Source organism: Paracoccus sediminilitoris (genome assembly GCF_003259195.1).
Taxonomy (GTDB): Bacteria; Pseudomonadota; Alphaproteobacteria; order Rhodobacterales; family Rhodobacteraceae; genus Paracoccus; species Paracoccus sediminilitoris.
Map to the genome: position 1 here is coordinate 599,750 of NZ_QJPK01000001.1, position 25,577 is coordinate 625,326.

25 protein-coding genes and 1 tRNA gene are annotated in these 25,577 nt (G+C 64.7%); 7 read left to right on the forward strand and 19 right to left on the reverse strand.

The genetic code is table 11. The annotated features are described in order from the left end of the window. Positions 1–18 precede the first annotated feature (18 nt). The 7 genes from DKT70_RS02920 to DKT70_RS02950 all read right to left on the reverse strand — a co-directional run bounded on the left by DKT70_RS02920 (position 19) and on the right by DKT70_RS02950 (position 6,409). A complete protein-coding gene (locus tag DKT70_RS02920) occupies positions 19–366 on the reverse strand; it encodes an H-type lectin domain-containing protein (protein WP_072295378.1) in 348 nt (115 codons plus the stop codon). A gap of 111 nt (positions 367–477) precedes the next feature. Further along, positions 478–927, reverse strand: a complete 450-nt coding sequence (locus DKT70_RS02925) for a F0F1 ATP synthase subunit epsilon (RefSeq protein WP_111557715.1) — start codon at positions 925–927, stop codon at positions 478–480. Positions 928–936: 9 nt separating this feature from the next. After that, the gene (gene atpD / locus DKT70_RS02930) at positions 937–2,361 is read right to left on the reverse strand and encodes a F0F1 ATP synthase subunit beta (RefSeq protein WP_111557716.1); all 1,425 of its coding nucleotides are present in this window, start codon (positions 2,359–2,361) and stop codon (positions 937–939) included. A gap of 21 nt (positions 2,362–2,382) precedes the next feature. Then, positions 2,383–3,255: a F0F1 ATP synthase subunit gamma gene (locus tag DKT70_RS02935; RefSeq protein ID WP_111557717.1), complete on the reverse strand. Its 873-nt coding sequence runs from the start codon at positions 3,253–3,255 to the stop codon at positions 2,383–2,385. Between the two features lie 10 nt (positions 3,256–3,265). Then, positions 3,266–4,801: a F0F1 ATP synthase subunit alpha gene (gene atpA / locus DKT70_RS02940; RefSeq protein ID WP_072295382.1), complete on the reverse strand. Its 1,536-nt coding sequence runs from the start codon at positions 4,799–4,801 to the stop codon at positions 3,266–3,268. Continuing rightward, positions 4,801–5,367 carry a F0F1 ATP synthase subunit delta gene (locus DKT70_RS02945; RefSeq protein ID WP_111557718.1) on the reverse strand — a complete coding sequence of 189 codons (567 nt, stop codon included), beginning with the start codon at positions 5,365–5,367 and terminating at the stop codon, positions 4,801–4,803. Before DKT70_RS02945 ends, atpA begins: the two co-directional genes overlap by 1 nt. A gap of 214 nt (positions 5,368–5,581) precedes the next feature. Continuing rightward, complete coding sequence (locus DKT70_RS02950) at positions 5,582–6,409, reverse strand: class I SAM-dependent methyltransferase (protein WP_111557719.1); 828 nt, start codon at positions 6,407–6,409, stop codon at positions 5,582–5,584. A 57-nt stretch (positions 6,410–6,466) separates the two neighbouring features. Here DKT70_RS02950 and gloB point away from each other — a divergent pair, with 57 nt between their 5' ends. Both gloB and clpA read left to right on the forward strand, forming a co-directional pair. Then, positions 6,467–7,213, forward strand: a complete 747-nt coding sequence (gloB, locus tag DKT70_RS02955; protein ID WP_111557720.1) for a hydroxyacylglutathione hydrolase — start codon at positions 6,467–6,469, stop codon at positions 7,211–7,213. A gap of 227 nt (positions 7,214–7,440) precedes the next feature. Then, on the forward strand, positions 7,441–9,765 hold the full coding sequence (gene clpA / locus DKT70_RS02960) for an ATP-dependent Clp protease ATP-binding subunit ClpA (RefSeq protein ID WP_111557721.1): 2,325 nt from the start codon (positions 7,441–7,443) through the stop codon (positions 9,763–9,765). A 110-nt stretch (positions 9,766–9,875) separates the two neighbouring features. Here the strand turns inward: clpA and DKT70_RS02965 are convergent, their stop codons facing one another. Genes DKT70_RS02965 through DKT70_RS02980 form a run of 4 tightly spaced genes read right to left on the reverse strand, consistent with a single transcriptional unit; the run spans position 9,876 to position 15,667 of the window. After that, entirely contained in the window at positions 9,876–10,511 is a 636-nt protein-coding gene (locus tag DKT70_RS02965) for an aminotransferase class IV family protein (protein WP_233490392.1), read from the reverse strand. Then, the gene (locus tag DKT70_RS02970) at positions 10,472–11,599 is read right to left on the reverse strand and encodes an aminodeoxychorismate synthase component I (protein WP_111557723.1); all 1,128 of its coding nucleotides are present in this window, start codon (positions 11,597–11,599) and stop codon (positions 10,472–10,474) included. The genes DKT70_RS02965 and DKT70_RS02970 overlap by 40 nt, the downstream gene beginning before the upstream one ends. Continuing rightward, positions 11,596–15,054 (reverse strand): transcription-repair coupling factor, encoded by a 3,459-nt coding sequence (gene mfd, locus DKT70_RS02975; protein WP_111557724.1) that lies wholly within the window; start codon positions 15,052–15,054, stop codon positions 11,596–11,598. The genes DKT70_RS02970 and mfd overlap by 4 nt, the downstream gene beginning before the upstream one ends. 40 nt (positions 15,055–15,094) lie before the next feature. Further along, entirely contained in the window at positions 15,095–15,667 is a 573-nt protein-coding gene (locus DKT70_RS02980) for a hypothetical protein (protein WP_111557725.1), read from the reverse strand. Positions 15,668–15,765: 98 nt separating this feature from the next. On the opposite strand from DKT70_RS02980, the gene hemB reads away from it, so the two are divergent. Beyond that, a complete protein-coding gene (gene hemB / locus DKT70_RS02985) occupies positions 15,766–16,761 on the forward strand; it encodes a porphobilinogen synthase (protein ID WP_072295391.1) in 996 nt (331 codons plus the stop codon). A 74-nt stretch (positions 16,762–16,835) separates the two neighbouring features. Then, on the forward strand, positions 16,836–17,462 hold the full coding sequence (locus DKT70_RS02990; RefSeq protein WP_111557726.1) for a lipid-binding SYLF domain-containing protein: 627 nt from the start codon (positions 16,836–16,838) through the stop codon (positions 17,460–17,462). A gap of 6 nt (positions 17,463–17,468) precedes the next feature. Here the strand turns inward: DKT70_RS02990 and DKT70_RS02995 are convergent, their stop codons facing one another. Together DKT70_RS02995 and DKT70_RS03000 are read right to left on the reverse strand one after the other, a co-directional pair. Next, positions 17,469–18,113, reverse strand: a complete 645-nt coding sequence (locus DKT70_RS02995) for a GntR family transcriptional regulator (RefSeq protein ID WP_111557908.1) — start codon at positions 18,111–18,113, stop codon at positions 17,469–17,471. Between the two features lie 32 nt (positions 18,114–18,145). Next, positions 18,146–18,763 (reverse strand): M48 family metallopeptidase, encoded by a 618-nt coding sequence (locus DKT70_RS03000; RefSeq protein WP_233490393.1) that lies wholly within the window; start codon positions 18,761–18,763, stop codon positions 18,146–18,148. Positions 18,764–18,938: 175 nt separating this feature from the next. Here DKT70_RS03000 and DKT70_RS03005 point away from each other — a divergent pair, with 175 nt between their 5' ends. From DKT70_RS03005 to DKT70_RS03015, 3 genes are all read left to right on the forward strand, one after another. Then, positions 18,939–19,256, forward strand: coding sequence for a TIGR02300 family protein (locus DKT70_RS03005; RefSeq protein ID WP_072295393.1), 318 nt, complete (start codon positions 18,939–18,941; stop codon positions 19,254–19,256). Between the two features lie 56 nt (positions 19,257–19,312). After that, positions 19,313–19,708, forward strand: a complete 396-nt coding sequence (locus tag DKT70_RS03010; RefSeq protein WP_072295394.1) for a DoxX family protein — start codon at positions 19,313–19,315, stop codon at positions 19,706–19,708. Between the two features lie 182 nt (positions 19,709–19,890). Then, positions 19,891–19,966, forward strand: a tRNA-Ala gene (locus DKT70_RS03015). Positions 19,967–20,032: 66 nt separating this feature from the next. Here the strand turns inward: DKT70_RS03015 and DKT70_RS03020 are convergent. The 6 genes from DKT70_RS03020 to cyoB are packed head-to-tail and all read right to left on the reverse strand — an operon-like array spanning position 20,033 to position 25,571. Beyond that, positions 20,033–20,566, reverse strand: coding sequence for a response regulator transcription factor (locus tag DKT70_RS03020; RefSeq protein ID WP_111557728.1), 534 nt, complete (start codon positions 20,564–20,566; stop codon positions 20,033–20,035). Continuing rightward, positions 20,563–21,855: an ATP-binding protein gene (locus tag DKT70_RS03025; protein WP_111557729.1), complete on the reverse strand. Its 1,293-nt coding sequence runs from the start codon at positions 21,853–21,855 to the stop codon at positions 20,563–20,565. The genes DKT70_RS03020 and DKT70_RS03025 overlap by 4 nt, the downstream gene beginning before the upstream one ends. A 7-nt stretch (positions 21,856–21,862) precedes the next feature. Further along, positions 21,863–22,588 (reverse strand): SURF1 family protein, encoded by a 726-nt coding sequence (locus tag DKT70_RS03030; RefSeq protein WP_233490394.1) that lies wholly within the window; start codon positions 22,586–22,588, stop codon positions 21,863–21,865. Then, positions 22,585–22,950: a cytochrome o ubiquinol oxidase subunit IV gene (cyoD, locus tag DKT70_RS03035; protein ID WP_111557730.1), complete on the reverse strand. Its 366-nt coding sequence runs from the start codon at positions 22,948–22,950 to the stop codon at positions 22,585–22,587. Before cyoD ends, DKT70_RS03030 begins: the two co-directional genes overlap by 4 nt. Then, complete coding sequence (gene cyoC, locus DKT70_RS03040; protein ID WP_111557731.1) at positions 22,950–23,570, reverse strand: cytochrome o ubiquinol oxidase subunit III; 621 nt, start codon at positions 23,568–23,570, stop codon at positions 22,950–22,952. Before cyoC ends, cyoD begins: the two co-directional genes overlap by 1 nt. A gap of 3 nt (positions 23,571–23,573) precedes the next feature. Continuing rightward, complete coding sequence (gene cyoB, locus DKT70_RS03045) at positions 23,574–25,571, reverse strand: cytochrome o ubiquinol oxidase subunit I (protein WP_111557732.1); 1,998 nt, start codon at positions 25,569–25,571, stop codon at positions 23,574–23,576. Positions 25,572–25,577: the final 6 nt, after the last annotated feature.

A 25,577-nucleotide genomic window follows, 5' to 3' on the forward strand; every position in this document is an offset into this window, starting at 1 on the left:
CGACCGACAGGCGGATGATCAGAGAATGAAATCCTGGTCATCCGGCAGCGCGCCGATGGCCATCCAGTGGACGCGCATCCGCGCCACCCGCGTATCGCCCCATGTGTGGAAGACCAGGTCGAACCCCGCCGAGGTCACATTGTCCACCAGCAGATCGCCGCGCTGGTTGGTCGAGACGTCCAGATCCCACATGCCAAGCGACAGATGCACGACCGGCGGCTTCAGGAAACGTTCGGAAAACGCGACCCTCTGCCTGGCGGTGCGTTCGCCCTGTTCGGTCCACATCGGGCCCTGCGTGTCGAAATCGGTGACCAGCGTCAGTTCGCCCTGATCGATGCCGACCTCGTTTGCGGTGAATCTCTGCATTGTCGCAATTCCCTCCTGCCCCGCCCTTGATAGACGCGGGGCGGCGACAAAGAAAAGCCCCGGCCTTTCGGACCGGGGCTTTCCTTGCATGTCATTCACGCGATGGCGCGATCAATCCGGGACAGTGGACTGGTTCGGGTCCAGACCGACATGAGTGCCGATCGCCTGCATGTCGCCAAGCATCTTGACGGCTGCGGTGACGAATTCCTCACCGGCATGATCGCGACGCTCCTTGGCGGTGCGATGGGCGCGATGGGCGTCCTGCATCATGTCGTTGAAGACCTCCTGCGTGATTTCCTCACGCGGGTGGCCCCGTTCCGCCAGCAAGCTGACGGAATCGGCGTTGATCTCGGCAAAGCCGCCGGTGACGGCGAATTCGCTTTGCGATCCATCGGCACCGACAAGAATGACCATGCCGGGACGAAGGGTCACGATCGTCGGCGCGTGGCCGGGCATGGCGGTCAGATCGCCGTCATTGCCCGGCAGGCGCACCTCGCGCACGGGAACGGAAGCCAGGCTCCGCTCCGGCGACACGAGGTCGAACTGCATGGTATCGGCCATGATGCCCCCTTACGCGGCTTCGGCAGCCAGACGCTCGGCCTTGGCTTTCACGTCATCGATGTCACCGACCATGTAGAAGGCCGATTCCGGCAGGTGATCATACTCACCGGCAACGACTGCCTTGAACGAGGCGATGGTCTTTTCCAGCGGAACCTGAACACCGTCCGAGCCGGTGAAGACCTTGGCCACGTCGAAGGGCTGCGACAGGAAGCGCTGGATCTTGCGCGCGCGGGTCACGGTCAGCTTGTCCTCTTCCGACAGTTCGTCCATGCCCAGAATCGCGATGATGTCCTGCAGCGACTTGTACTTCTGCAGGATACCCTGCACGTCGCGCGCAACCTGGTAATGCTCTTCGCCGACGACACCCGGATCAAGGATACGGCTGTTCGAGTCGAGCGGGTCCACGGCCGGGTAGATGCCCAGTTCCGAAATGGCGCGCGACAGAACAGTCGTGGCATCCAGGTGGGCAAAGGTCGTGGCCGGTGCAGGGTCGGTAAGGTCATCCGCGGGAACATAGACGGCCTGGATCGAGGTGATCGAGCCGTTCTTCGTCGAGGTGATGCGTTCCTGCATCGCGCCCATGTCGGTGGCCAGTGTCGGCTGGTAACCCACGGCGGACGGGATGCGGCCCAGCAGTGCCGACACTTCCGAACCGGCCTGGGTGAAGCGGAAGATGTTGTCCACGAAGAACAGAACGTCCGTGCCCGAAGCGTCGCGGAACTGCTCGGCCAGGGTCAGGCCGGTCAGGGCGACGCGCATGCGCGCTCCCGGAGGCTCGTTCATCTGGCCGTAAACCAGGGCCACTTTCGACTCGGTCAGGTTGTCCGGCTTGATGACGCCCGATTCCACCATCTCGTGGTAGAGGTCGTTGCCTTCGCGGGTCCGTTCGCCGACGCCTGCGAACACGGAGTAACCCGAGTGCACCTTGGCGATGTTGTTGATCAGTTCCATGATCAGAACGGTCTTGCCGACGCCTGCGCCGCCGAACAGACCGATCTTGCCGCCCTTGGAATAGGGCGCCAGCAGGTCGATGACCTTGATGCCGGTGACCAGGATTTCCGAGCTGGTAGCCTGCGCCGCGAAATCGGGCGCGGGCTGGTGGATCGCACGGCTTTCACTGGCGGCCAGTGCCTCGCCTTCGTCGACGGGCTCGCCGACGACGTTCAGGATGCGGCCCAGGGTGACGTCACCGACCGGAACGGTGATCGGACCGCCGGTGTCGGTGACGGGCTCGCCGCGGACCAAACCTTCGGTCGCGTCCATGGCGATGGTGCGGACGGTGTTTTCGCCCAGATGCTGCGCGACTTCCAGAACCAGCTTCTTGCCGTTGTTGTCGGTCGTCAGCGCGTTCAGGATTGCGGGCAGGTGGTCTTCGAACTGCACGTCAACGACGGCGCCGATCACCTGCGTGATTTTACCAGTGGCCTCTGCCATGTTGTTACCTCTGCGTTACGGTCAAAGCGCCTCGGCGCCCGAAATGATTTCGATGAGTTCCTTGGTGATCGCGGCCTGACGGGTCCGGTTGTATTCGGTCGTCAGTCGGTCGATCATGTCGCCCGCGTTGCGCGTGGCGTTGTCCATGGCACTCATCCGCGCGCCCTGCTCGGACGCTGCATTTTCCAGAAGCGCCGCGAAGATCTGCGTCGCCACCGACCGCGGCAGAAGCTCGGCCAGCAGGGCCTCTTCTCCGGGCTCATAGTCGTAAAGCGCATTCGCGGCGGGGGCACTTTCGGGCGCCTCGGCCGGGATCACCCGCTTGGCGGTCGGGATCTGGCTGATCACCGATTCGAAGCGGTTGTAGAAGATCGTCGCCACGTCGAAATCGCCGCCGTCAAAACGCGACAGCACTTCGTCGGTGATCTGGCGCGCGTTCTCATAGCCGATGCGCTTGACCTCGGACAGATCGACGTGATGCACGAACAGGCTGCCGTATTCACGCTTCAGCTGTTCGCGGCCCTTCTTGCCGACGGTCAGGATGGACACTTCCTTGCCCTGACCCCGCAGACGTTCGGCATGCTGGCGTGCCAGCTTGACGATCGAACTGTTGAAGCCGCCGGCAAGGCCGCGTTCCGCCGTCATGACCACAAGCAGGTGGCGCTTGTCGTCACCCGTTCCGGCCAGCAGGCGCGGTGCGCCGGCCTGATCCGCGGCATTCGCGGTCAGTCCGGCCATCACTGCGGCCATGCGGTCGGCGTAGGGGCGGGCAGCCTCCGCAGCGTCCTGCGCACGGCGCAGTTTCGCTGCGGCGACCATCTGCATCGCCTTGGTGATCTTCCGCGTGTTCTTGACGCTTCCGATCCGGTTCTTGAGATCCTTGAGACTGGGCATCTATCCCCCCTCAGGCGCGCGTGCGGTTGTATTCGTCCAGCGCCGCCTTGATCGCATTTTCCAGGTCACCCGAGACCTTGCGGTCGTTGCGGGTCATGTCGTCCAGCAGGTCCGACTTCTGGCTGCGCAGGAACTGGAGCAGACCGTCTTCCCACGCGACGATTTCCTTGACCGGCACGCTGTCGATGTAACCCTTGGTGCCGGCATAGATCACGATGACGATCTCGGCGTTGGTCAGGGGCTTGTACTGGGGCTGCTTCATCAGCTCGGTCAGGCGGGCACCACGGTTCAGCAGGCGCTGAGTCGCGGCATCCAGGTCCGAACCGAACTGGGCGAAGGCCGCCATTTCGCGGTACTGCGCCAGTTCAAGCTTGACCGGACCGGCGACGGATTTCATCGCCTTGGTCTGGGCAGCCGAACCAACACGCGACACCGACAGACCGGTGTTCACCGCAGGACGGATGCCCTGGAAGAACAGGTCGGTTTCCAGGAAGATCTGACCGTCGGTGATCGAGATCACGTTGGTCGGAATGAAGGCCGACACGTCGCCGCCCTGGGTTTCGATGATCGGCAAAGCCGTCAGCGAACCGGCGCCGTATTCGTCGTTCAGCTTGGCCGAACGCTCCAGCAGGCGCGAGTGCAGGTAGAAGACGTCGCCCGGATAGGCTTCGCGTCCGGGCGGACGGCGCAGCAGCAGCGACATCTGGCGGTAAGCGACGGCCTGCTTGGACAGGTCATCATAGATGATCAGCGCGTCCATGCCGTTGTCGCGGAAATATTCGCCGATCGCCGTGCCCGAATAGGGGGCCAGGAACTGCATCGGCGCGGGGTCGGATGCGGTGGCCGCGACGATGGTCGTATAGGCCATCGCGCCGGTTTCTTCCAGCTTCTTCACCAGCTGCGCGACGGTCGAACGCTTCTGACCGACTGCGACATAGATGCAGTGCAGGGTCTTCATGCCTTCGGCTTCGCGGCCATTGTAGTTCTGCTGGTTCAGGATCGTGTCCAGCGCGATGGCGGTCTTGCCGGTCTGGCGGTCGCCGATGATCAGCTCGCGCTGGCCACGGCCGACGGGGATCATGGCGTCGACCGACTTCAGGCCGGTCGCCATCGGTTCGTGGACCGATTTGCGCGGCATGATGCCGGGTGCCTTGACGTCGGCCACGCGGCGCTCGGTCGCCTCGATCGGGCCCTTGCCGTCGATCGGGTTGCCAAGGCCGTCAACGACGCGGCCCAGCAGGCCCTTGCCGACGGGAACGTCCACGATCGAGCGCGTGCGCTTGACGGTGTCGCCTTCCTTGATCTGACGGTCGTCGCCGAAGATCACGACACCGACGTTGTCGGTCTCGAGGTTCAGCACCATGCCGCGGACGCCGCCCGGGAATTCGACCATCTCGCCGGCCTGGACCTTGTCCAGACCGTAGACACGGGCGATACCGTCGCCGACCGACAACACCTGGCCGACTTCAGCAACTTCGGAGTCCTGACCGAAATTCTTGATCTGCTCCTTGAGGATCGCCGAAATCTCGGCAGCCTGGATTCCCATTATCCGACCTCTTTCATGACATTCTGCAGGGAAGTGAGCTTCGAGCGGACCGAACTGTCGATCATCTTCGAGCCCAACTTGACAATCATGCCGCCGATGAGGGTCTCATCGACGCGCGTGTTCAGCTTGACCTTCTTGCCGGTCTTCTCGGCCAGGGTCGTCTTCAGACGCTCCAGCTGCGCATCGTCCAGCGCGACGGCGCTGGTGACGTCGGCCGTCATCTCTCCGCGATGCTCCGCAATCATCTGCGTCAGCGCGTGGATCAGTTGTGGCAGCACGAACAGGCGACGGTTCGTCGCCATCAGCTGCAGCGTGTTCTTCAGGACCACCGACAGGCCCATCTTGTCGGCAATGGCGACGATCGCCCGGACCTGCTGGTCGCGCGAATAGATCGGGCTGCTGATCAGATCACGCAGCTCGGCGCTGTCGTTCAGCGCGGCATCCAGATCGGCGGTCTGCTGGGCCAGGGCATCCAGCCCCCCATCGTCCTTCGTAATTTCGAAGACGGCCTGCGCATAGCGTCCGGCGATGCTCTGGGACATGGAAACAGAGTTGGCCACGGTCATCCTTTACGTTTGCGCAAACCCCGTTGGCGGGCCGGATTTCCATCCGGTCTGTCACGGGGTGCGGGTCGCGGCGCACGGCTTATGGAGGGTCGTGCGCAAATCTGGGCCGTCTCTAGCAGGTCGTTCGGTGCGCGGCAACCTTCAAGCTCACGCATCCGTGCATCTTGGCGCGAAGATGCCACTGTGTCGCAGGCGGAACACCCGGCCTGTCGCCTCAGCCCTGCCCGCCTTGGTTTTTCACAATGACCTCAAGGCGATCGACCCGCGTTTCGGCCCCCGTGCGGGGCAGTCGGGCCACCGTCGGGCGGGGTCTGGCGACCCCGTCCAGGATCTCCAGCGGGCTGGGGACGTGGATCTTGACGCCAGGTCCCACCGGGGCGCGGGTCTGCTTGGACAGTTCGACCAGAATCACGCCTGCGACCAGCACGCGGCTGATCCGCGCGCCCGTGCGTTCCCAGAATTGCGCGCTGCGCAGCCAGAACCGGCGATCCGAGGGCGGGATATAGATGGCCGATCCGCTCCATTCCGGCATCAGGCCGGCGGCGCGCATCTGTAATGTCAGCTGGCCTGTGGTATAGGACCGGCCAAAGCCGAAGGGCGTGCGGTCGGTCGCCGCCCACAGCCCCGCACGGTTCGGCACGATCATCATCATCCGCCCGCCCGGCCCCAGGCAGCGCCATGCCTCGGCCAGCAATTCGCGGGGATGCTCGCTGGTTTCCAGCCCATGCAGCATGACCAGGCGGTCGATGCTGCCGGTTTCGATCGGCCAGGCGGTCTCGTCGCACAGGACGCTGTGATTGGGCATGGCCGCGGGCCAGGCCATCACGCCCTGCGGTCCGGGCATCAGGGCCGTCACCCGCCGCGCCCGCGACAGATAGGGCCGCAGCATCGGCGCCGCAAAGCCGAAGCCCGCGACCGTCATGCCGCTGCAACCTGCGGGAGACCACCGCGTTGTCAGGCGGTCGCGCAGGATTCGCTGCACGACCCGCCCCAAGGACCGCTGGTAATAGAAGCGTCGCAGCTGGTGGATGTCATGGTGCATTGTGCGGGCGTCCGGCTTTTGTCAGGGTCAGGTGAACACACGCGAAGGGATTTGCCAATGCCGCTGGAACTGGTCACGCTGCGCTGTCTGCGCGACAATTATGCCTATCTGCTGCACGGACCGGAAGGCACCATCCTGATCGACGCCCCCGAGGCCATGCCGATCCTGACAGAACTGGAGGCCCGCGGCTGGGGGCTGGACGCGATCCTGCTGACCCATCACCATGACGACCATATCCAGGGTGTCGCGGCGATCGTCGCCAAGACTGGTGCCCAGGTCATCGGCGCGGCCGCCGACGCGCATCGCCTGCCGCATCTGGACCGCCAGGTCCGCCCCGGGGAAGATCTGGACCTGCTGGGCCAGCCGATCCGCGTCATCGATGTGTCGGGTCACACGGTCGGCCATGTGGCCTTCCATTTCCCGCAGACGGGCCATGCCTTCACTGCCGACAGCCTGATGGCGATGGGCTGCGGACGCCTGTTCGAGGGCGATCCGGCGATGATGTGGGACAGCCTGACGCGGCTGGCCGCCCTGCCGGATGATACGCTGATCTGTTCGGGCCATGATTACTGCGCAGCCAACGGTGCTTTCGCGCTGTCGGTCGACCCCGACAATGCCGACCTGCAGCAGCGCCTGTCCGACATCCAGGAATCGCGGACGCCTTGCGCACCGGCGACGCTGGCCTTGGAGAAGGCGACGAATCCCTTCCTGCGGGTCAATGCGCTCCGCGGGCCCTTGGGAATGCAGGGATCGGACGATGCGCAGGTCTTTGCGCGGCTGCGTCAGATGAAGGACGAATTCTAAGCCCATTGCCCTTCTGCGCCAAGACGGAATGACGCATGCCGGTCGCCGCGCTTGAAAAGAACGGACAGTGACATCACATCTGCCTCAACCGTGGGAAAAACTTGGCATCTTTTTCAAAAAGGGCTTGATGCCGACCGGATTCCACCAAATCTTAACTGTATCGTGACAGTCTGGGCCGGTGGGCCGCCTATGGGCCCATACCGCCAGCCGACTGACAGGAGACGATCGTGCCAAGTTTCTCGACCTCTTTGGAACAGGCGATTCACCAGGCTCTTGCGCTGGCGAACGAACATCGCCACGAACTTGCAACGCTGGAGCATCTGCTGCTGGCCCTGACCGAGGAACCCGAAGCGGTCAAGGTCATGCGGGCCTGCAACGTCGATCTGGACGAATTGCGGAAATCGCTGACCGAGTTCATCGAAGATGACCTGTCCACCCTGATCACCGACGTCGAAGGTTCGGAAGCCGTGCCGACGGCGGCATTCCAGCGCGTGATCCAGCGCGCGGCCATCCATGTCCAAAGTTCGGGCCGCCAAGAGGTGACGGGCGCCAACGTGCTGGTCGCGATCTTTGCAGAACGCGAATCCAACGCGGCCTATTTCCTGCAGGAACTGGACATGACCCGCTATGACGCGGTCAACTTCATCGCGCATGGCGTGGCGAAGAACCCGTCCTTCAACGAACCCCGCAAGGTGGCGGGATCGGATGATCCCATCGACCACGAAAAGGCCGAGGAAGCACCCGAGGCCAAGGATGAAACCGCCCTTGGCAAATATTGCGTTGACCTGAACGTCAAGTCGCGGAAGGGCGATGTCGATCCCTTGATCGGGCGCGATTCCGAGGTCGAGCGTGCCATTCAGGTCCTCTGCCGCCGCCGCAAGAACAACCCGCTGTTGGTGGGTGATCCGGGCGTGGGCAAGACGGCCATCGCCGAAGGCTTGGCGCTGAAGATCACGCGCGGGGAAATCCCCGACGTGCTGGCGGGCGCGACCATCTTTTCGCTGGACATGGGCGCCCTGCTGGCAGGCACCCGCTATCGTGGCGATTTCGAGGAACGCCTGAAGGCAGTCGTCAAGGAACTGGAAGCGCATCCCGATGCCATCCTGTTCATCGACGAGATCCACACTGTGATCGGTGCGGGCGCCACGTCGGGCGGGGCAATGGACGCCTCGAACCTGCTGAAGCCGGCATTGGCGGGTGGCAAGCTACGCTGCATGGGGTCGACCACCTACAAGGAATATCGTCAGCATTTCGAAAAGGACCGCGCCCTGTCGCGCAGGTTCCAGAAGATCGACGTGAACGAGCCTTCGGTTCCAGATGCCATCAAGATCCTGATGGGCCTGAAGCCGCATTTCGAAAAGCACCACGATTTGCGCTATACCAATGATGCGATCAAGTCGGCGGTGGAACTGGCCGCGCGCTATATCAACGACCGCAAGCTGCCCGACAGCGCCATCGACATCATCGACGAAGCCGGTGCCGCCCAGCATCTGGTCGCCGAAAGCAAGCGCCGCAAGACCATCAGCCCCAAGGAGGTCGAAGCCGTCGTCGCCAAGATTGCCCGCATTCCCCCCAAGAATGTCAGCAAGAACGACGCCGAGGTCCTGCGCGACCTGGAAACCTCGCTCAAGCGGGTCGTCTTCGGGCAGGATACGGCCATCACCACGCTTTCCTCGGCCATCAAGCTGGCGCGGGCTGGCCTGCGCGAACCTGAAAAGCCCATCGGCAACTATCTGTTCGCCGGGCCCACGGGCGTTGGCAAGACCGAGGTCGCCAAACAGCTGGCATCGACCCTGGGGGTCGAGCTGATCCGCTTCGATATGTCGGAATACATGGAGAAGCACGCCGTTAGCCGCCTGATCGGCGCGCCTCCGGGCTATGTCGGTTTCGACCAGGGCGGTCTGTTGACCGATGGCGTCGATCAGCACCCCCATTGCGTGCTGTTGCTGGACGAGATCGAAAAAGCGCATCCGGATGTCTTCAACATCCTGCTGCAGATCATGGATGCGGGCCGTCTGACCGATCATAACGGTCGCACGGTCGACTTCCGCAATGTGATCCTGATCATGACCTCGAACGCAGGGGCCGCCGATCAGGCCAAGGCTGCCATCGGCTTTGGTCGCGACCGCCGCGAGGGCGAGGATACCGCCGCAATCGAACGGACCTTCACGCCCGAGTTCCGCAACCGCTTGGATGCGATCATCAGCTTTGCCCCGCTTGGCCGCGAAGTCGTCATTCACGTGGTCGAAAAGTTCATCCTGCAACTGGAAGCCCAGCTGATGGACCGCAACGTCCATATCGAGCTGACGCCCCAGGCCGCGGATTGGCTGGCGGAACGTGGCTACGACGACCGGATGGGCGCCCGCCCGCTTGGCCGCGTGATCCAGGAGCACATCAAGAAGCCGCTGGCCGAGGAACTGCTGTTCGGGCGCCTGACCAAGGGTGGCTTCGTCCGGGTCAAGATCGAGGACGACAAGCCCGTCTTCGACATCACCGGCCCCGAGGCGCCCCGCATCGGCAAGTCCAAGACGCCCTTGCTGACCGCCGAATGAACCTGAAACGCCCCGCCCCTCCAAAGGGCGGGGCGTTTTCTATGCGACGTCTGCGACGGGTGGCAAAAGCGCGGGCGACCCCTTCGATGGGGGTCGTCCGCGCTTCGCGTTCAGATCAGGCGCGCCGGGATCAATCCGCGCAGGGCATTGCCACAAAACAGGCGACCCTCGGTCAGATCCCCGGGCGTCAAGATCGCCTCACGCGCCAAGCCGCTGGCCAGCAGTTCGGCCCGCAGCACGCCGGGCAGCAGACCGCATGCGACCGGCGGGGTCAACATTTGCCCGTCGCGCAGCAGAAACAGGTTAGTGATGCTGCCTTCGCAGACCTGTCCTTCGCCATTCAGCAAAATGACCTCATCCGCCCCATCCGGCATTTCGGCCCGCGCCGCATCATAGACCCCACGGGCCGAGCTTTTGATGCCCAGCCAAGGATCCCCCGCCCGCAGCCGCTGACCAGCAATCGCGACCCGCCATTCCGATGGCGCTTCGGGTGCCGGCGCGTGGGTGACATTGATCGCCCCGCCCGCATCCACCACCATCCGAACGCGCAGGGCCTGCCCCTGCGGCAGCGACTGCAAGGCTGCACTGGCCACATCGGCGTCGAAGGGAAAACCCACCGCCGCGCAGCCACGCTGCAGCCGCGCCAGATGCAGCGGCCAGCGCCGGATCGTTCCGTCGGGTTCGGCACGCATGGTCTCGAACAGGGTCAGCCCTTCGGGGACAGGTCCAGGAATGCGGCTTTGCACAGGGCTTCCTCCCATTCGGATCCGGTTTCGCTGTCGTGGACGATGCCGCCGCCGACGTTCAGGCGCAACCGATCCGGCGCGATCATCCAAGGTGAGCGGATCGCCACGTTGAACCGCATCGGCCCCGCAGGGTCGATCCAGCCGATGGCCCCGCAATAGACCTCGCGCGCGGCGGCCTCCAGCTCGGCGATGATCTGCATCGACCGGATCTTGGGCGCACCGGTGATCGAGCCGCAGGGAAACAGCGCCCCCAGCACCTGCGCCAGCCCCACGCCGGGGGCTAGTTGCCCTTCAACGGTCGAGACCATCTGGTGCAGGGTCGCATATTCCTCGACGTGGAACAGCTGCGGCACGCGCACGCTGCCGGGCAGGCAGATGCGGCTGATGTCGTTGCGCAGCAGATCGACGATCATCAGGTTCTCGGCACGGTTCTTTTCCGATGCGGCCAGACCGGCGGCGGCGGCGGCATCTTCTGCCGGTGTCGCGCCGCGTGCGGCGGTGCCCTTCATGGGCTTCGTCCGGATGACGCCTTGGTCGTCGATGGCAAAGAACAGCTCGGGGCTGCGGGACAGGACCTGCGGGCCGCCCAGATCGACGAAGGCCCCCTCGGGCACCGGCTGGCGCGCAGCCAAGGCGGCATAGATCCGCAGGGGATCGCCCGTGACCCCGGCCTCCATCGGGAAGGTCAGGTTGATCTGATAGGTGTCGCCCGCCGCAATGTAATCATGCACGGCGGCGATGGCGGCATCATATCGCACCCTGTCCCACAGCGGCCGCGCGGGACCGATGCTGACGCCTGCGGGATCGGGCAAGGGGTCGGCCGGACGGGGCCTGTCGTAAACTCCCATCAGGATCAACGGCATCTGCCGGTCCCCAGGTATCAGCGGCGCCAGCCGCGGCGACATCGCATGTCCCAGCTCATAGGAGAGATAGCCCGCCAGCCACGCCCCCCGGTCCTTCGCGCTCTGCATCGCCGCCAGCGCCGGACCGACGCCTGCGATGCTGTCGGCGCGGATCACCGTCTGCGGGGCGATGAAATCGGTCGCGCCGCCAAGCGGGCCGTGGTCGAAGCGGACCTGGCCGTTCACTTGGCGGCCTTCGCCTTGGCGGCCAGATCGCGGGCGATGGCAAAGGCGCCCTTGATGCGGTCGGCGTCCGAGCTCCACGTACGACCCACGAAGATCTTGTTGTCGGTGACCTTGGCCTGCCCGTTCTGGTCAGTCAGGAATTCCACCAGCCCGGCTGGGTTCGGGAAGCGGTCCTGATGGAACTGGATCGTGGCGCCCTTCGGCCCCGCATCCAGCCGCGCGATATTGGCGCGCTTGGCCATCGCCTTGATGCGGATGACCAGCAGCAGGGTATTCACCTCGCGCGGAAGCGGCCCGAAACGGTCGATCAGCTCGGCGGCAAAGCCCTCCAGCTCGACCTTGGTGGTCAGTTCGGCCAGACGACGATAGAGGCCAAGCCGCACGTCCAGATCGGGGACGAAGTTTTCGGGAATGGTGACCGGCACGCCCAGGTTCAGCTGGGGTGCCCATTCGTCATCGGGGGTTCCCTCGATCTCGCCAGATTTCAGCTTGGCGATCGTTTCCTCCAGCATGGCCTGGTACAGCTCGAACCCGACCTCCTTGATGTGGCCGGACTGTTCCTCTCCCAGAAGGTTGCCCGCGCCGCGCAGGTCCAGGTCCTGGCTGGCCAGGTTGAACCCCGCCCCCAGGCTGTCGATGGACCCGAGGAATTTCAGCCGCCGCATGGCCTGCGGGGTCAGCGGGCTGCGCGGTTTCGTCGTCAGATAGCAATAGGCGCGGGTCTTGGACCGCCCGACCCGACCCCGGATCTGATAAAGCTGTGACAGGCCGAACATGTCGGACCGCCAGACGACCATGGTATTGGCCGTCGGGATGTCCAACCCGCTTTCCACGATGGTCGTGGCGACCAGCACATCGTGGCTGCCGTCGTAAAACGCGTTCATCCGCTGATCCAGATCGCCCGCCGCCAGCTGGCCATGGGCGACGATATAGGTGACCTCGGGCATGTTCTCGGTCAGCCAATGTTCGACATCGGGCAGATCGGTCAGGCGCGGCACGACGAAGAAGCTTTGCCCGCCCCGATATTTCTCGCGCAGCAGGGCCTCGCGGATCGAGACGCTGTCGAATTCGCTGACATAGGTGCGGATAGCCAGGCGATCGACGGGGGGCGTGCCGATCACCGACAGGTCGCGCACGCCGGTCAGCGACAGCTGCAGGGTGCGCGGGATGGGTGTGGCGGTCAGCGTCAGGACATGGATGTCGCTGCGCAGTTCCTTCAGGCGTTCCTTATGCGCGACGCCGAAGTGCTGCTCCTCATCGACGACCAGCAGGCCCAGGTTCTTGAAGCGCACCTGTTTGGCCAGAACCGCATGGGTGCCCACGACGATATCGACGCTGCCATCGGCCAGACCGGCTCGGGTGGCGCTGGCATCCTTGGCGCTGACGAAACGCGACAGGGGGCGGACATTGATGGCCGTGCCGCGGAAACGTTCGGCAAAGCTGCGGTAATGCTGGCGGGCCAACAGGGTCGTCGGCGCCACGACCGCGACCTGCATCCCCTGGCTGGCGGCGATGAAGGCGGCACGCATGGCGACCTCGGTCTTGCCAAAGCCCACATCGCCTACGACCAGACGGTCCATCGGGCGACCTGCGGCCAGATCCTCCTGCACATCCTCGATGGCGGCGGCCTGGTCGTCCGTCTCGCTATAGGGGAAGCGGGCGGCGAATTGCTGCCATTCGTGCTCCTCGGGCTCCAGCACGGGGGCGGGGCGCAACAGGCGTTCGGCGGCGATGCGCATCAGCTTGTCGGCGATCAGCTTGATGCGTTCCTTGAGCCGCGCCTTGCGGGCCTGCCATGCCCCACCACCCAGCTTGTCCAGCAGGCCTTCCTCGTGGCCATAGCGCGACAGCAATTCGATGTTTTCCACCGGCAGATACAGCCGGTCGCCGCCCGCATATTCAAGCGCCACGCAGTCATGCGGCACACCGGCGGCGGTGATCGTCTCGATCCCGGTATAGCGCCCGATGCCGTGTTCGACATGGACGATCAGATCCCCCGGCGACAGGGTCTGGGTGTCCTTCAGGAAATTGTCGGCCTTGCGGCGCTTCTTGGCGCCCCGGATCATCCGGTCGCCCAGCACGTCCTGTTCGGAAATCACCGCGATGTCGCCAAGCGCCTGTCCCTTGGCGACGAAGCCTTCGTCCAGCGGCCAGACAGTCAGGCCCAAGGCGCCCTTGCGGTCGGGCAGGTCGCGCAGATCGCCGATGGTCAGGGCATCGGTCAGGCCTTCGTCCTTCAGCAACCCGGCCAGCCGTTCGCGCGCCCCGTCCGAAAAGCTGGCCAGCACCACGCGGTGATCCTTGCGCAGCGCCTTGACGTGATCGGCCAGCGCGCCGAACAGGTTGATCGATTCCGCCTGGCGTTCGGGGGCGAAATTGCGCCCAGCCCGGCCGCCCGCATCCAGCACGCCCGGTCCGGGGGGCTGGTTCAGGACCGACAGGCGCAGCACCCGATGGGGCGACAGCCATTCGTTCCATTCGGCATCCGTGGGGAACATCGCGTCCGGCGGCACGGGCTTGTAGACGGTATCGCTGCGACCCTTGGCCTTCATGGCGGCGCAGCGGGCCTCGAACTGTTCGCGGATCATCGTGCGGCGGGCGTCGATGACCTGGCCTACGTGATCGTCCAGCACGACCGAGGCACCGGGCATGTAATCGAACAGGCTTTCCATCCGGTCATGGAACCAAGGCAGCCAATGTTCCATGCCGCTGGTCTTGGCCCCAGCGCTGACACTTTCATAAAGGGGGTCGTTGGTGCCCAGCCCGTATTCGGCGCGATAATTCTGGCGGAAACGGGTGATGGCGTCCTCATCCAGGATCACCTCGGACATGGGGGCCAACTCGATGCGGGTCAGCTTTTCGGTGGTGCGCTGCGTGACCGCGTCGAAACGCCGCGCGCCGTCCAGCACGTCGCCGAACAGGTCCAGCCGGATCGGGCCGCTTTCACCGGGCGGAAAGATGTCGATGATGCCGCCGCGGATGGCGTAATCGCCCGGCTCGGTCACGGTGGGGCTTTGCACAAAGCCCATGCGGACCAGAAACCGGCGCAGCGCCTCGTCGTCGATGCGGTCGCCGACGCGGGCGGTAAAGGCCGTGGCCCGCACCAGGTCGCGCGGCGGCACGCGCTGCAGCACCGCATTCAGCGATGTCAGCAGCACGAAGGGACCCTTGACGACATCCTGCGCCAGCGCCGCCAGCGTGGCCATGCGCGCCGCCTGGATTTCCGGCGCGGGCGAGACGCGGTCATAGGGCGTTGTGTCCCAGGCCGGGAAATCCAGAACGACCAATTGCGGGGCCATGAAGGCAAGCGCCGCACGGGTGGCGGCCATGCGCCGGTCGTCGCGGGCCACGTGGATCACGGGCGCGCCGCGATTGTCGGGCCGCGCGGCTTCGCGGGCGATCAGCGCCGCATCGTAGCCTTCGGGGGCGCCGGAAAGGATCAACTGCTGGGACATGGATGCTCAGGTATAGTGCGGGGATGTGAAGTCAAGCGCGTCACAGGCCATTGGGATGCATGATCGCCCATGCCGATCCCCAAAGGACCGTGGTCAGGACCGAGATCATCGACAGGACGGTGATCCAACGACGGTGCCATGTCATCATGCGGGCGGCGTCGCGGGCGGCCTTGTCGGGGGGGATCTGCCCCAGTTGCGCGGCATCGACCAGGGGCGCCACGCGACGGGCCAGCCGGACGCGCATCCAGAACAGCAGCCAGAACGGGATCAGCAGCAGGAACATCGCCTGCGCCAGTTCCAGCCAGAAGACAAAGCCCAGAACCGCCAGCGAGGTCAGCCCGAACGAGGTCAGGCCCAGGAAGACTGCGCCCTCGGTCGCGCCAAGCCGCCAGCGCGGCAGCACCAGCGACAGCCAGTCCAAGAGCGTCAGCACCGACGGGTCTTCGCCCTGCCCCGCCGCCAGCGCCGCACGCGCGCGCGCCACCACGTCCGAGGGGATGCCCATGATGCTGCGTCCCGTGGCCGACCACATGCCGACCAGTGCCAGCCAATACCAGATCGTCATGAATGAGCGGCTGTCCAGAAACCCGATCAGGCTGTTGACTTGCGGCACGAGCAGTTCCTTGTCCTTGGCTGCGCGCGACCTTAGATCGGGTTTCAACCAAGGGAAAGCCGCCCGGTTGTCCCACCCCAAAAGGCAGGAGCCTCCGCATGGCCAACCCGATTATCGCCCCCTTCCCCGCCGGCCGCCTGCGCCGTCTGCGCCGCAGCGCCAACATCCGCGCCATGGTGTCCGAGGTGAACCTGACGCCCGCCAACCTGATCTGGCCGATCTTCGTGACCGAAGTGCAGGGTGCCGAGGGCGAGATCGCATCCATGCCCGGCGTGGACCGCCTGACCATCGACGGCGTCAAGCGCGCGGCCGAACGCGCGGCGCGGCTGAACATTCCCGCCATTTGCATCTTTCCCCATTCCGACAGCGACCTGCGGACCGAAGGCTGCGAACGTGCCTGGGACCCCGACAACATCGGCAACCAGGCCATCCGCGCCGTCAAGGAAACCGTGCCCGAACTGGTCGTGATGACCGACATCGCGCTGGACCCCTATAACGCCAATGGCCATGACGGGCTGGTCGTGAACGGGGAAATCCTGAACGACGAAACCATCGAGGCGCTGGTCCGCATGGCGCTGGTGCAGGCCGAATGCGGAGCCGACATCCTAGGGCCAAGCGACATGATGGACGGGCGCATCGCGGCCCTGCGCGGTGCGCTGGAACGGGCGGGCCACAAGAACACGGCGATCCTGTCCTATGCGGCGAAATTCGCCAGCGCCTATTACGGACCGTTCCGCGACGCGGTGGGGGCCTCGGGGCGGCTGGTCGGCGACAAGAAGACCTATCAGATCAACCCCGCCAATCGCGGCGAGGCGATACGCTGTGTCGCCCGCGACCTGGCCGAAGGTGCAGACATGGTCATGGTCAAACCGGGCATGCCCTATCTGGACATCTGCCGCGCGGTAAAGGACGAATTCGGGGCGCCCACCTTCGCCTATCAGGTCAGCGGCGAATACGCGATGATCGAGGGCGCGATCCGCAACGGCTGGCTGTCGCGCGACGTGATGGTGGAAAGCCTGCTGGCCTTCCGGCGCGCGGGTTGCGACGGGGTTCTCAGCTATTTCGCGCCCACCGTGGCCGAGATGCTGGCGTGACCTTGCCCGGTCGCGTATCCTTTGCGCCAATCGGGGCAGGATAAGCCCCCGCATATCGTGAACGAGGGCGACACATGAGCAATTCCACCAAGCTGTCCCGCCGGACCCTTCTGGCATCGGGCGGGGCGGCCCTGCTGGCCGCGGGCTGCACCAACGCGGTCGGGACCAACGGGCCAGCGCAGCTGGACGGGCGGGTCGACCAGACGCATCAATACCTGGTCTCGACCTATCCGGCCTCGGCGCCGCTTCTGCAGAATGCGCGCGGCGTCCTTTACATGCCGCTGATGACGGAAGCGGCGCTTGGCGTCGGCGGGGCCTATGGCCAGGGCGCGCTGCGCATCGGCGGGCAGACCGTCGATTACTACAGCGCGACGCGCGCCACGGTGGGCCTGCAGGCCGGTGCCCAGCAATACGCCCATGTGCTGATCTTCCAGACCGATCAGGCGCTGGCCGCCTTCCGCGCGGCCCCCGGTTGGGTGGCGGGCGCAGGCGCCTTCTATGCCTTGCCCGAAGGCGGCATGGCGGTCGGGGCCGACACGTTCAGCGCCCAGTTCCCGGTCGTCGCGATGATCTTCGGCCAGTCGGGCCTGATCGCCGGTGCCGCGATCGAGGGCACGAAATACAACCGCATCATCCCCTCGACCCTGCCCGAGATCAACTTCGGCAATCTCGGCCTGCCGCCCATGAGCATGCCCGGCTGACGCCCGTCAGGCCGAGGTCAGGTGCCGCAGGCCATGCGTGACATCCGCGCGCACGGCCAGCCGCAGGGCAGGTTCATCGCCCGCCCGCAGCGCAGCCAGGATCATCCGGTGATGGCGGGGCGGTTCGTTCCGCCTTACGCGCCCGTAAAGCGCCCGCATCGTCGGCCCCAGCTGCAGCCAGATGGTTTCCAGCATCGCCAGCATCGCGGGCGCCTGCGCGCGCAGGTACAGCATCCGGTGGAAATCCAGGTTGCAGCGGATATAGCCCACCGCATCATGACGTTCGACCGCATCCGCGATCCGGCCGTTCATGGTGGCCAGCCGGTCGATCAGCGCGAAATGCGCCCGCGGCAGGGCGCGGGCGGCCAGCTCGGGCTCGATCAGGGCGCGCAGGGCGGCCAGTTCCTCGATCCTCTCATCCGACAAGGCAGGCGTCGCCACCCGGCCCGACCCGGACAGGGTCAGCGCGCCTTCGGCCACCAGGCGGCGCACGGCCTCGCGCGCGGGGGTCATCGACAGGTGATGTTCCGCAGCCAGCCCGCGCAGTGTCAGCGCCTTGCCGGGCGGCAGTTCGCCCAGCATGATCTGGCTGCGCAGGGCACGATACAGCCGTTCATGGGCCGCGATCTCGGGGGGGCGGGATATGCTCATGTCCACGTTTGTGATCACATCGGGAACGCGCGTCAATCGCGGAATTGCCACAGCATCAAGTCGCCGCCATGGGCCTTCAACCAGGCGCGATGCGGCGCGTGATCGGGCATCAGGTCGCGGACCTGCGCCCAGAAGCGCGCGGAATGGTCCATATGCGCCAGATGCGCGACCTCATGCGCGGCGACATAGGTCAGGACGGGCGCCGGGGCCATGGCCAGCCGCCACGAAAACATCAGCCGCCCGTCATGGGTGCAGCTGCCCCATCGTGATCGCGTGTCGCGCAGCGCGATCGCGCGATAGGGCCGCCCCAGTGCCGCCGAAAAACCGTCGCAGGCCGGACGCAGCCGCGCCAGCGCCACCTGCCGCAACCATGCGGCCACGACCACGCCCGCCGGACGCCCCTGCGGCACCAGAAGGTCATCGCCCTGGACCTGCACCTGCCGGATGGCGGCCGGGATGATCCGCAGAGGCCGCCCTTCGACCGGTATCTGCGCGCCATGCGCGGCAACCTGGCGTTCTGGCACCCGCAACGATGCCTGTTGCAGCCATCCCTGGCGCGATTCCGCGAAATCCAATCCCTGATCCAGTGGCACGCGCAGGGGCAGCGTCAGGATGGGACCGGTTCCGTCCTGCGGAACGCGCAAGGTCATCCGCCGCGCCCGCGCCGAGCGTCGCAAGCGCAACTGTGATCCGTCCGAAAGGGTGATCCGCTGATCCATGCTTGCCTTGCCTGCCCCGGCCTGCCAGATAAAGCCTTTGACACATCCCCGCCTCTATGGCAGGGGCCATCCCGATTTCCCCTAATCGCGGCTGAAGGAGAATACCATGCCCAAAGAGGAATGGGGCACCAAACGCCTGTGCCCGCATTGCGCCACCCGTTTCTACGACCTGAAGGCCGATCCGATGGTCTGCCCGGCCTGCAACAACCAGTTCACGTTGGACAGCCTGACCGACAGCCGCGGCAAATCCGTCACGCCCGAAAAGAACCAGGCGCGCGGCAACACCCAGACCACCACGGATGACGACGAGGATATCGACGACGATTCGAACGATCTCGACGATGATCTGCTGGAAGACGACGATGACGATGGCGACGTGTCGCTGGATGAAATCGCCGACGTCGCCAACGACGACGAAGACTGATCCCCGGGGCCGCGCGACACAGCGCGGCCCTTTCTTTCACCCTTGGAGAACACAGAATGCCGTTCAAAGGCCTTGGCGCATACCAGCAGCAGATGCTGGGCGTTCTGCGCATCGTGTCCGCACTGATCTTCTTTGCACATGGCACCCAGAAGCTGCTGGGCTTTCCTGCCAGCGACATGAACCCCGCGGTGATGTCCCTGCCCTGGATCGCGGGCGTCCTGGAACTGGTCGGCGGTGCGCTGCTGATCCTGGGGCTGTTCACCCGACCCGTGGCCTTCGTGCTGTCGGGCCTGATGGCCGCCGCATATTGGATCGCCCACGCACCGCAAAGCCCCTTCCCGGCGCTGAATGGCGGCGATGCGGCAATCCTCTATTGCTTCGTGTTCCTGTATTTCGTCTTTGCGGGACCCGGCGCCTTCAGCGTCGACCGCGCCACCAACCGCGAGGCGTGATGCCTGCCTGAACAAGGCCTTCGGGCCTTGTTTTCCCAACGCTTTACACGCGTTTGCCCCTGACCGGACAAGGGCAGCGAAAAAATCCCACAAGCCGTCTTTTTTCCGCTTGCACCCCCCCGCGCCCACCCTTATAGACCCCCTCACAGCCAAGGTGCCAGACGCCGAAGCAGACAAGACGTGGGGCCATAGCTCAGTTGGTAGAGCGCTTGCATGGCATGCAAGAGGTCAGGGGTTCGACTCCCCTTGGCTCCACCAAAAACCTCCTGAAGAATTCAGTGCTGTTTTTGGTGTCCCCCTCCATTTCCATCGTTCGGTGCCGCCCTATCGCACCTGCCACTTGGCCAGCTTGCGTGCCAATGTCCGGCGATGCATGCCCAGACGTCTCGCGGTTTCGGAGATGTTGAAATCCGTGGCCAGCAACGTCTCGTGGATCTTTTCCCATTCCAGCGTCTTGATCGTGGTCGGGCGACCATCGGGCTGGATGTCGGCGTCGCCTTCGCCGCGTTCAAAGGCGGCCAGGATATCGTCGGTCCCCGAGGGCTTGGTCAGGTAATGGGCCGCGCCCAGCTTGATCGCCTCGACCGCGGTGGCAATGCTGGCAAAGCCCGTCAGCACGACGATGCGCATATCCGGGTTCAGCCGGTGCAGATAATCCACGCAGGTCAGCCCCGAATCCCCCGTCAGCTTCAGGTCGACCACCGCATGGCTGGGCATCACCGGCATGGTCGCGTTGCGCATCTCCTCGGCCGAGGAAAAGCGGCTGACCGCGAAGCCGCGACGTTCCAGCGACCGCTGCAGGGTCTGCGCCAGGTCGTCGTCATCCTCGACGATCAGGATATGGGCATCGGGGGTCATCTGCGGTCTCCAGTGACGGACAGCTTGTCCAGGGGCAGCTTCAGGGTGACCAACGCACCGCCCCCCGCCAGGTTCGAGGCTGTGACATCTCCGCCCAGTTTGCGGACGGCATTGACCACCAGGAACAGCCCCAGCCCCCTGCCCTGTCCGGGCTTGCTGGAATTATAGGGCTTGCCCAGGTTTGCCAGAACGTCGGCGCGAAAGCCCGGCCCCCGGTCGCCGACCCGGATAACCAGATGTTCCCCCCGCACCGCGACCGTCAGCTCGACCCAATCCGGAGAGACCTCATGCGCGTTTTCAAGCACCGTGGTGACCAGCTGGGTCAGCGCCGCATCGGCCAGGATCCTGACGTCGGGACTGACCTGGTTGCGCAGCTTCAGGGGCGCCTGATCGTGGCTTTCCGACCACTCGGCCAGGATGTCGTCAAGGAATTCGCCGACCGAGGTCGGCACCGGATCCTCGCCCCGCAATTCGCCCGAGGATGCCAGGATGCCGCTGACGATGGATTTGCAGCGATCGACCGCCTTCTGCATCTGGGCAATGTCATGCTGCAATTCGGGATCGTTCGCGGTGGCTGGAATCGCCCGCCAGTCGCTGAGGATGACCGAGATCGAGGCCAGCGGCGTGCCCAGTTCATGCGCCGCCCCCGATGCCAGAAGGCCCATGCGGACGATGTGATCCTCCTCGGCGGCATGCTGGCGCAGGGCGGCAAGCCGCGCGTCGCGGTCGCGCAGGTTGCGGTTGATGCGCGTCACGAAGGTCACGATCAGCACCGCGTCGATCAGCAAGGCGACCAGCATTCCCGAGAGATAGGTGGTAAAGAAGGGTTCGTATTCCGGCAGGCGCAGCGGCAGATGCACCCGTGTCAGCATCGCGGTCAGCAGCGCCGTCAGGCCGACCAGACGCCAGCACTGACCGGGGCGCAGCAGCACCGCCGCCAGTGTCACCTGCAGCAGATAGATGGCGATGAAAGGGTTGCGTCCCCCGCCGCTGAGGCTCAACTGCACCGTCAACAGCAGGATGTCGATCAGCAGCACCCAGGCCAGCCCGGGCGCCCGCTTGCGACGCAGCCAGTGGATGCTGACAAGGTTCAGGCTCAGCAGCGCGCCAAGCGTCATGGCCATGAAGGCCAGCGGAAGGTCGATGTTCAGGACGAGTTCCACGAACAGGATGGTGACCAGCTGCCCCGCGATGGCCAGCCAGCGCAGATGCACCAGCAGGCGCAGGTTCTTCAGATCGGTATCGGCCCCGCCGGGGGTCGGTTCAAGGATCGTTCCGTTTCCGATCACCCGCAGCCTACCTTCGTCCGTGTCGCCAGACCAGGAATGCCGCGCCAAGCGTTCCGGCCGCAAGGGCGAACCATGTCAGCGCATAGGTCAGGTGCGAATTGCGAAAGGCCACCACCGTCAGGCCGCCCACCGGCAGGCCGCCCGGATTGGGGGTGGCATCGGCATCGACGAAGAAGGGCGCGACGGGACCGTCATGTCCGGCCATGATCGCCGCGACATCGCGGGAATACCAGCGGTCATTCGCCGGATCGTTGTCGCGCAGGAAGGCGCCCTTGGGCTGGGACATGCGCAGCAATCCGGTGACGGTGACGGGACCGGCGATCTGGCCCGCACCACGGGTGGCAGGGTCGCGCCGATCGGACGGCACAAAGCCGCGATTGACCAGATAGGTGGCGTCCGGTGTTTCCAGCGGCGTCATCACCCAGAAGCCCCCGCCCCGTTCGGTCACGGCCTGGACCAGCGTTTCGTCGTCATGGTCGAAGATACCGCGCAGGGTCACCTTGCGGTATTCGTCCGTCGCCTCGGACAGGGCGTCCCAGGTGGCGGGCAGCGGCACGGGTTCGGGATCGGCGGCCAGTCGGGCATCGACGCGGGCGATCAGGTCCTGTTTCCAGTGCAGGCGCTGCACCTGCCAGACGCCAAGCGACAGGAACATCACCGTCAAAAGCAGCGTCGCCCCTGCCAGGATGGCAAGGGCGGCACCGGACATGCGATGGCGGGCGGGGGCGGTCACGACTGCCCCGTCATCCCCTGCGGCATCGGCATCATGTTGGCGTTCATATGATACATGACCCAGACAGACCCCGACAACATGATGACCAGAACCACGATGGTGAAGACCAGCGAGATCATCGTCCAGCCCTTTTCGGATTTCGTGTTCATGTGCAGGAAATAGATCATGTGGACGACAATCTGGGCGACCGCCATGCCAAGGACGATCATCACCGTCAGCATGCGGCTGGCCAGCCCCCCGGCCATGACCAGGCCGAAGGGGATCGCCGTCAGAATGACCGACAGGATGAACCCCGTCGCATAGCTGCGCAGGCTGCCATGATCGTGGCCGTCTTCGGCGTGATGGGTGTCGTGCGTGCTCATCAGATCATCCCCATGAGATAGACGAAGGTGAAGACCCCGATCCAGATGACGTCCAGAAAGTGCCAGAACAGCGACAGGCACATCAGCCTGCGCGTATTCGAGGCCGTCAGCCCCGTGCGCAGCACCTGCACCATCAGCGTCGCCAGCCAGATGATGCCGAAGGTGACGTGCAGGCCATGCGTGCCCACCAGCGCGAAGAAGGACGACAAAAAGGCCGAACGGCCGGGCGTCGCGCCTTCGTGGATCAGGTGGCTGAATTCGTAAAGTTCGATCGACAGGAAGGCCGCGCCGAAAAGCCCGGTGATGCCCAGCCAGACCAACATCATGGTCTGACGCCTGCGCGCCATTTCCAGCATCGCAAAGCCGTAGGTGATCGACGACAGAAGCAGCATCGCGGTGTTCAGCGCGACCAGTTCCAGGTCGAACAGCTCCTTGGGGCCCGGGCCGCCGGCGTAATTGTGGCCAAGGACCGCATAGACGGCAAAGAGGACCGCGAAGATCAGGCAATCGCTCATCAGGTAGATCCAGAACCCCAGCATGGTGCTGGCGCCTTCCGGCAAATGGGGTTCGTGATCCAGGTGGAACTGGCGCGGGCCGGTCTGTGTGACGGTTGATGACATGGCTTATGCCCTGCTTTCGATCAGCTTGGTGCGACGGGCTTCGGTATCCACCACGGTCTGGACCGGGATGTAGAAGTCGCGCTTGGTGTTGAAGGTATGGCCGATCGCCACCGCCAGGATGCCCAGAAAGGATAGGGCGGCCAGCCACCAGATGTACCAGACAAGGGCGAAACCGCAGGCCACGCTGAGGGCGGCGATGATGACCCCCGCGCCCGTGTTCCGGGGCATGTGGATCGCCTCGTATCCGGTCAGCGGACGTTCATAGCTGTGGGACTTCATGTCGTGCCAGGCGTCGATGTCATGGACCACCGGCGTGAAGGCGAAGTTGTAGTCGGCCGGCGGCGAGGAGGTCGCCCATTCCAGCGTCCGCCCCTGCCAGGGATCGCCCGTGACGTCGCGGTTCTTCTTGCGGTCGCGGATGGACACGGCAATCTGGATCAGGAAGGCCGCGATGCCTACCGCGATCAGCGCCGCGCCGAAGCCCGCGATGATGAACCAGATCTGCAGGCTGGGGTCGTCAAAGACCCGCATCCGGCGCGTCACGCCCATCAGGCCCAGCACATAGAGCGGCGTGAAGGCGAACCAGTAGCCCGCGACCCAGAACCAGAACGAGATCTTGCCCCAGAATTCATCCAGCTTGAAGCCGAAGGCCTTGGGGAACCAATAGTTCATGCCTGCGAACAGCCCGAACAGCACGCCGCCGATGATGACGTTGTGGAAGTGGGCGATCAGGAACAGCGAGTTGTGCAGCACGAAATCGGCGGGCGGCACGGCCAGCAGGACGCCCGTCATCCCCCCCACGGTGAAGGTGATCATGAAGGCGATGGTCCACAGCATCGGCAGTTCGAACCGCACGCGGCCGCGATACATGGTGAACAGCCAGTTGAACAGCTTGGCCCCCGTCGGGATCGAGATGATCATCGTCGTGATCCCGAAGAACGAGTTCACCGACGCACCCGACCCCATGGTGAAGAAGTGGTGCAGCCAGACCAGATAGGACAGGATCGTGATGCAGACCGTAGCATAGACCATCGAGGTATAGCCGAAGAGCCGCTTGCCCGAAAACGCCGAGGTCACTTCCGAGAAGATACCGAAGGCGGGCAGGATCAGGATATAGACCTCGGGGTGGCCCCAGATCCAGATCAGGTTCACGTACATCATGGGGTTGCCGCCCATGTCGTTGGTAAAGAAATGCGTGCCGACATAGCGGTCCAGCGTCATCAGCACCAGGACGGCCGTCAGCACCGGGAAGGACGCCACGATCAGCACGTTGGTGCAAAGCGAGGTCCAGGTGAAGATCGGCATCTTCATCATGGTCATGCCGGGCGCGCGCATCTTGATGATGGTGACCAGCAGGTTGATGCCCGACAAGGTCGTGCCCACCCCTGCGATCTGAAGCCCCCAGATATAGTAATCGACGCCGACGCCCGGGCTTGCCTCGGCCCCCGACAGGGGCGGCATGGCCAGCCAGCCGGTCATGGCAAACTCGCCGATGAACAGCGACATCATGACGATCACCGCGCCGCCGACCGTCATCCAGAACGAGAAGTTGTTCAGGAACGGAAAGGACACGTCCCGCGCGCCGATCTGCAGGGGCACGACATAGTTCATCAGGCCCGTCACCATCGGCATGGCCACGAAGAAGATCATGATCACGCCATGCGCGGTGAAAACCTGGTCATAATGGTGGGCGGTCAGATAGCCCTCGGACCCGCCGAACGCCATCGCCTGCTGCAGGCGCATCATGATCGCGTCGGCAAAGCCGCGCAGCAGCATGACGACACCCAGGATCATGTACATGATGCCGATCTTCTTGTGATCGACCGTGGTGAACCACTGGGACCACAGATAACCCCAGAGGCGGAAATAGGTCAGCGCCGCAACCATCGCGATCCCGCCCAGGGCCACCACCGCGAAGGTGGCGACCAGGATGGGTTCGTGAAGCGGTATGGCGTCGAATGTCAGGCGACCGAACAGGAAGGAGGTGTTCGGATCTTGCATGGGCGA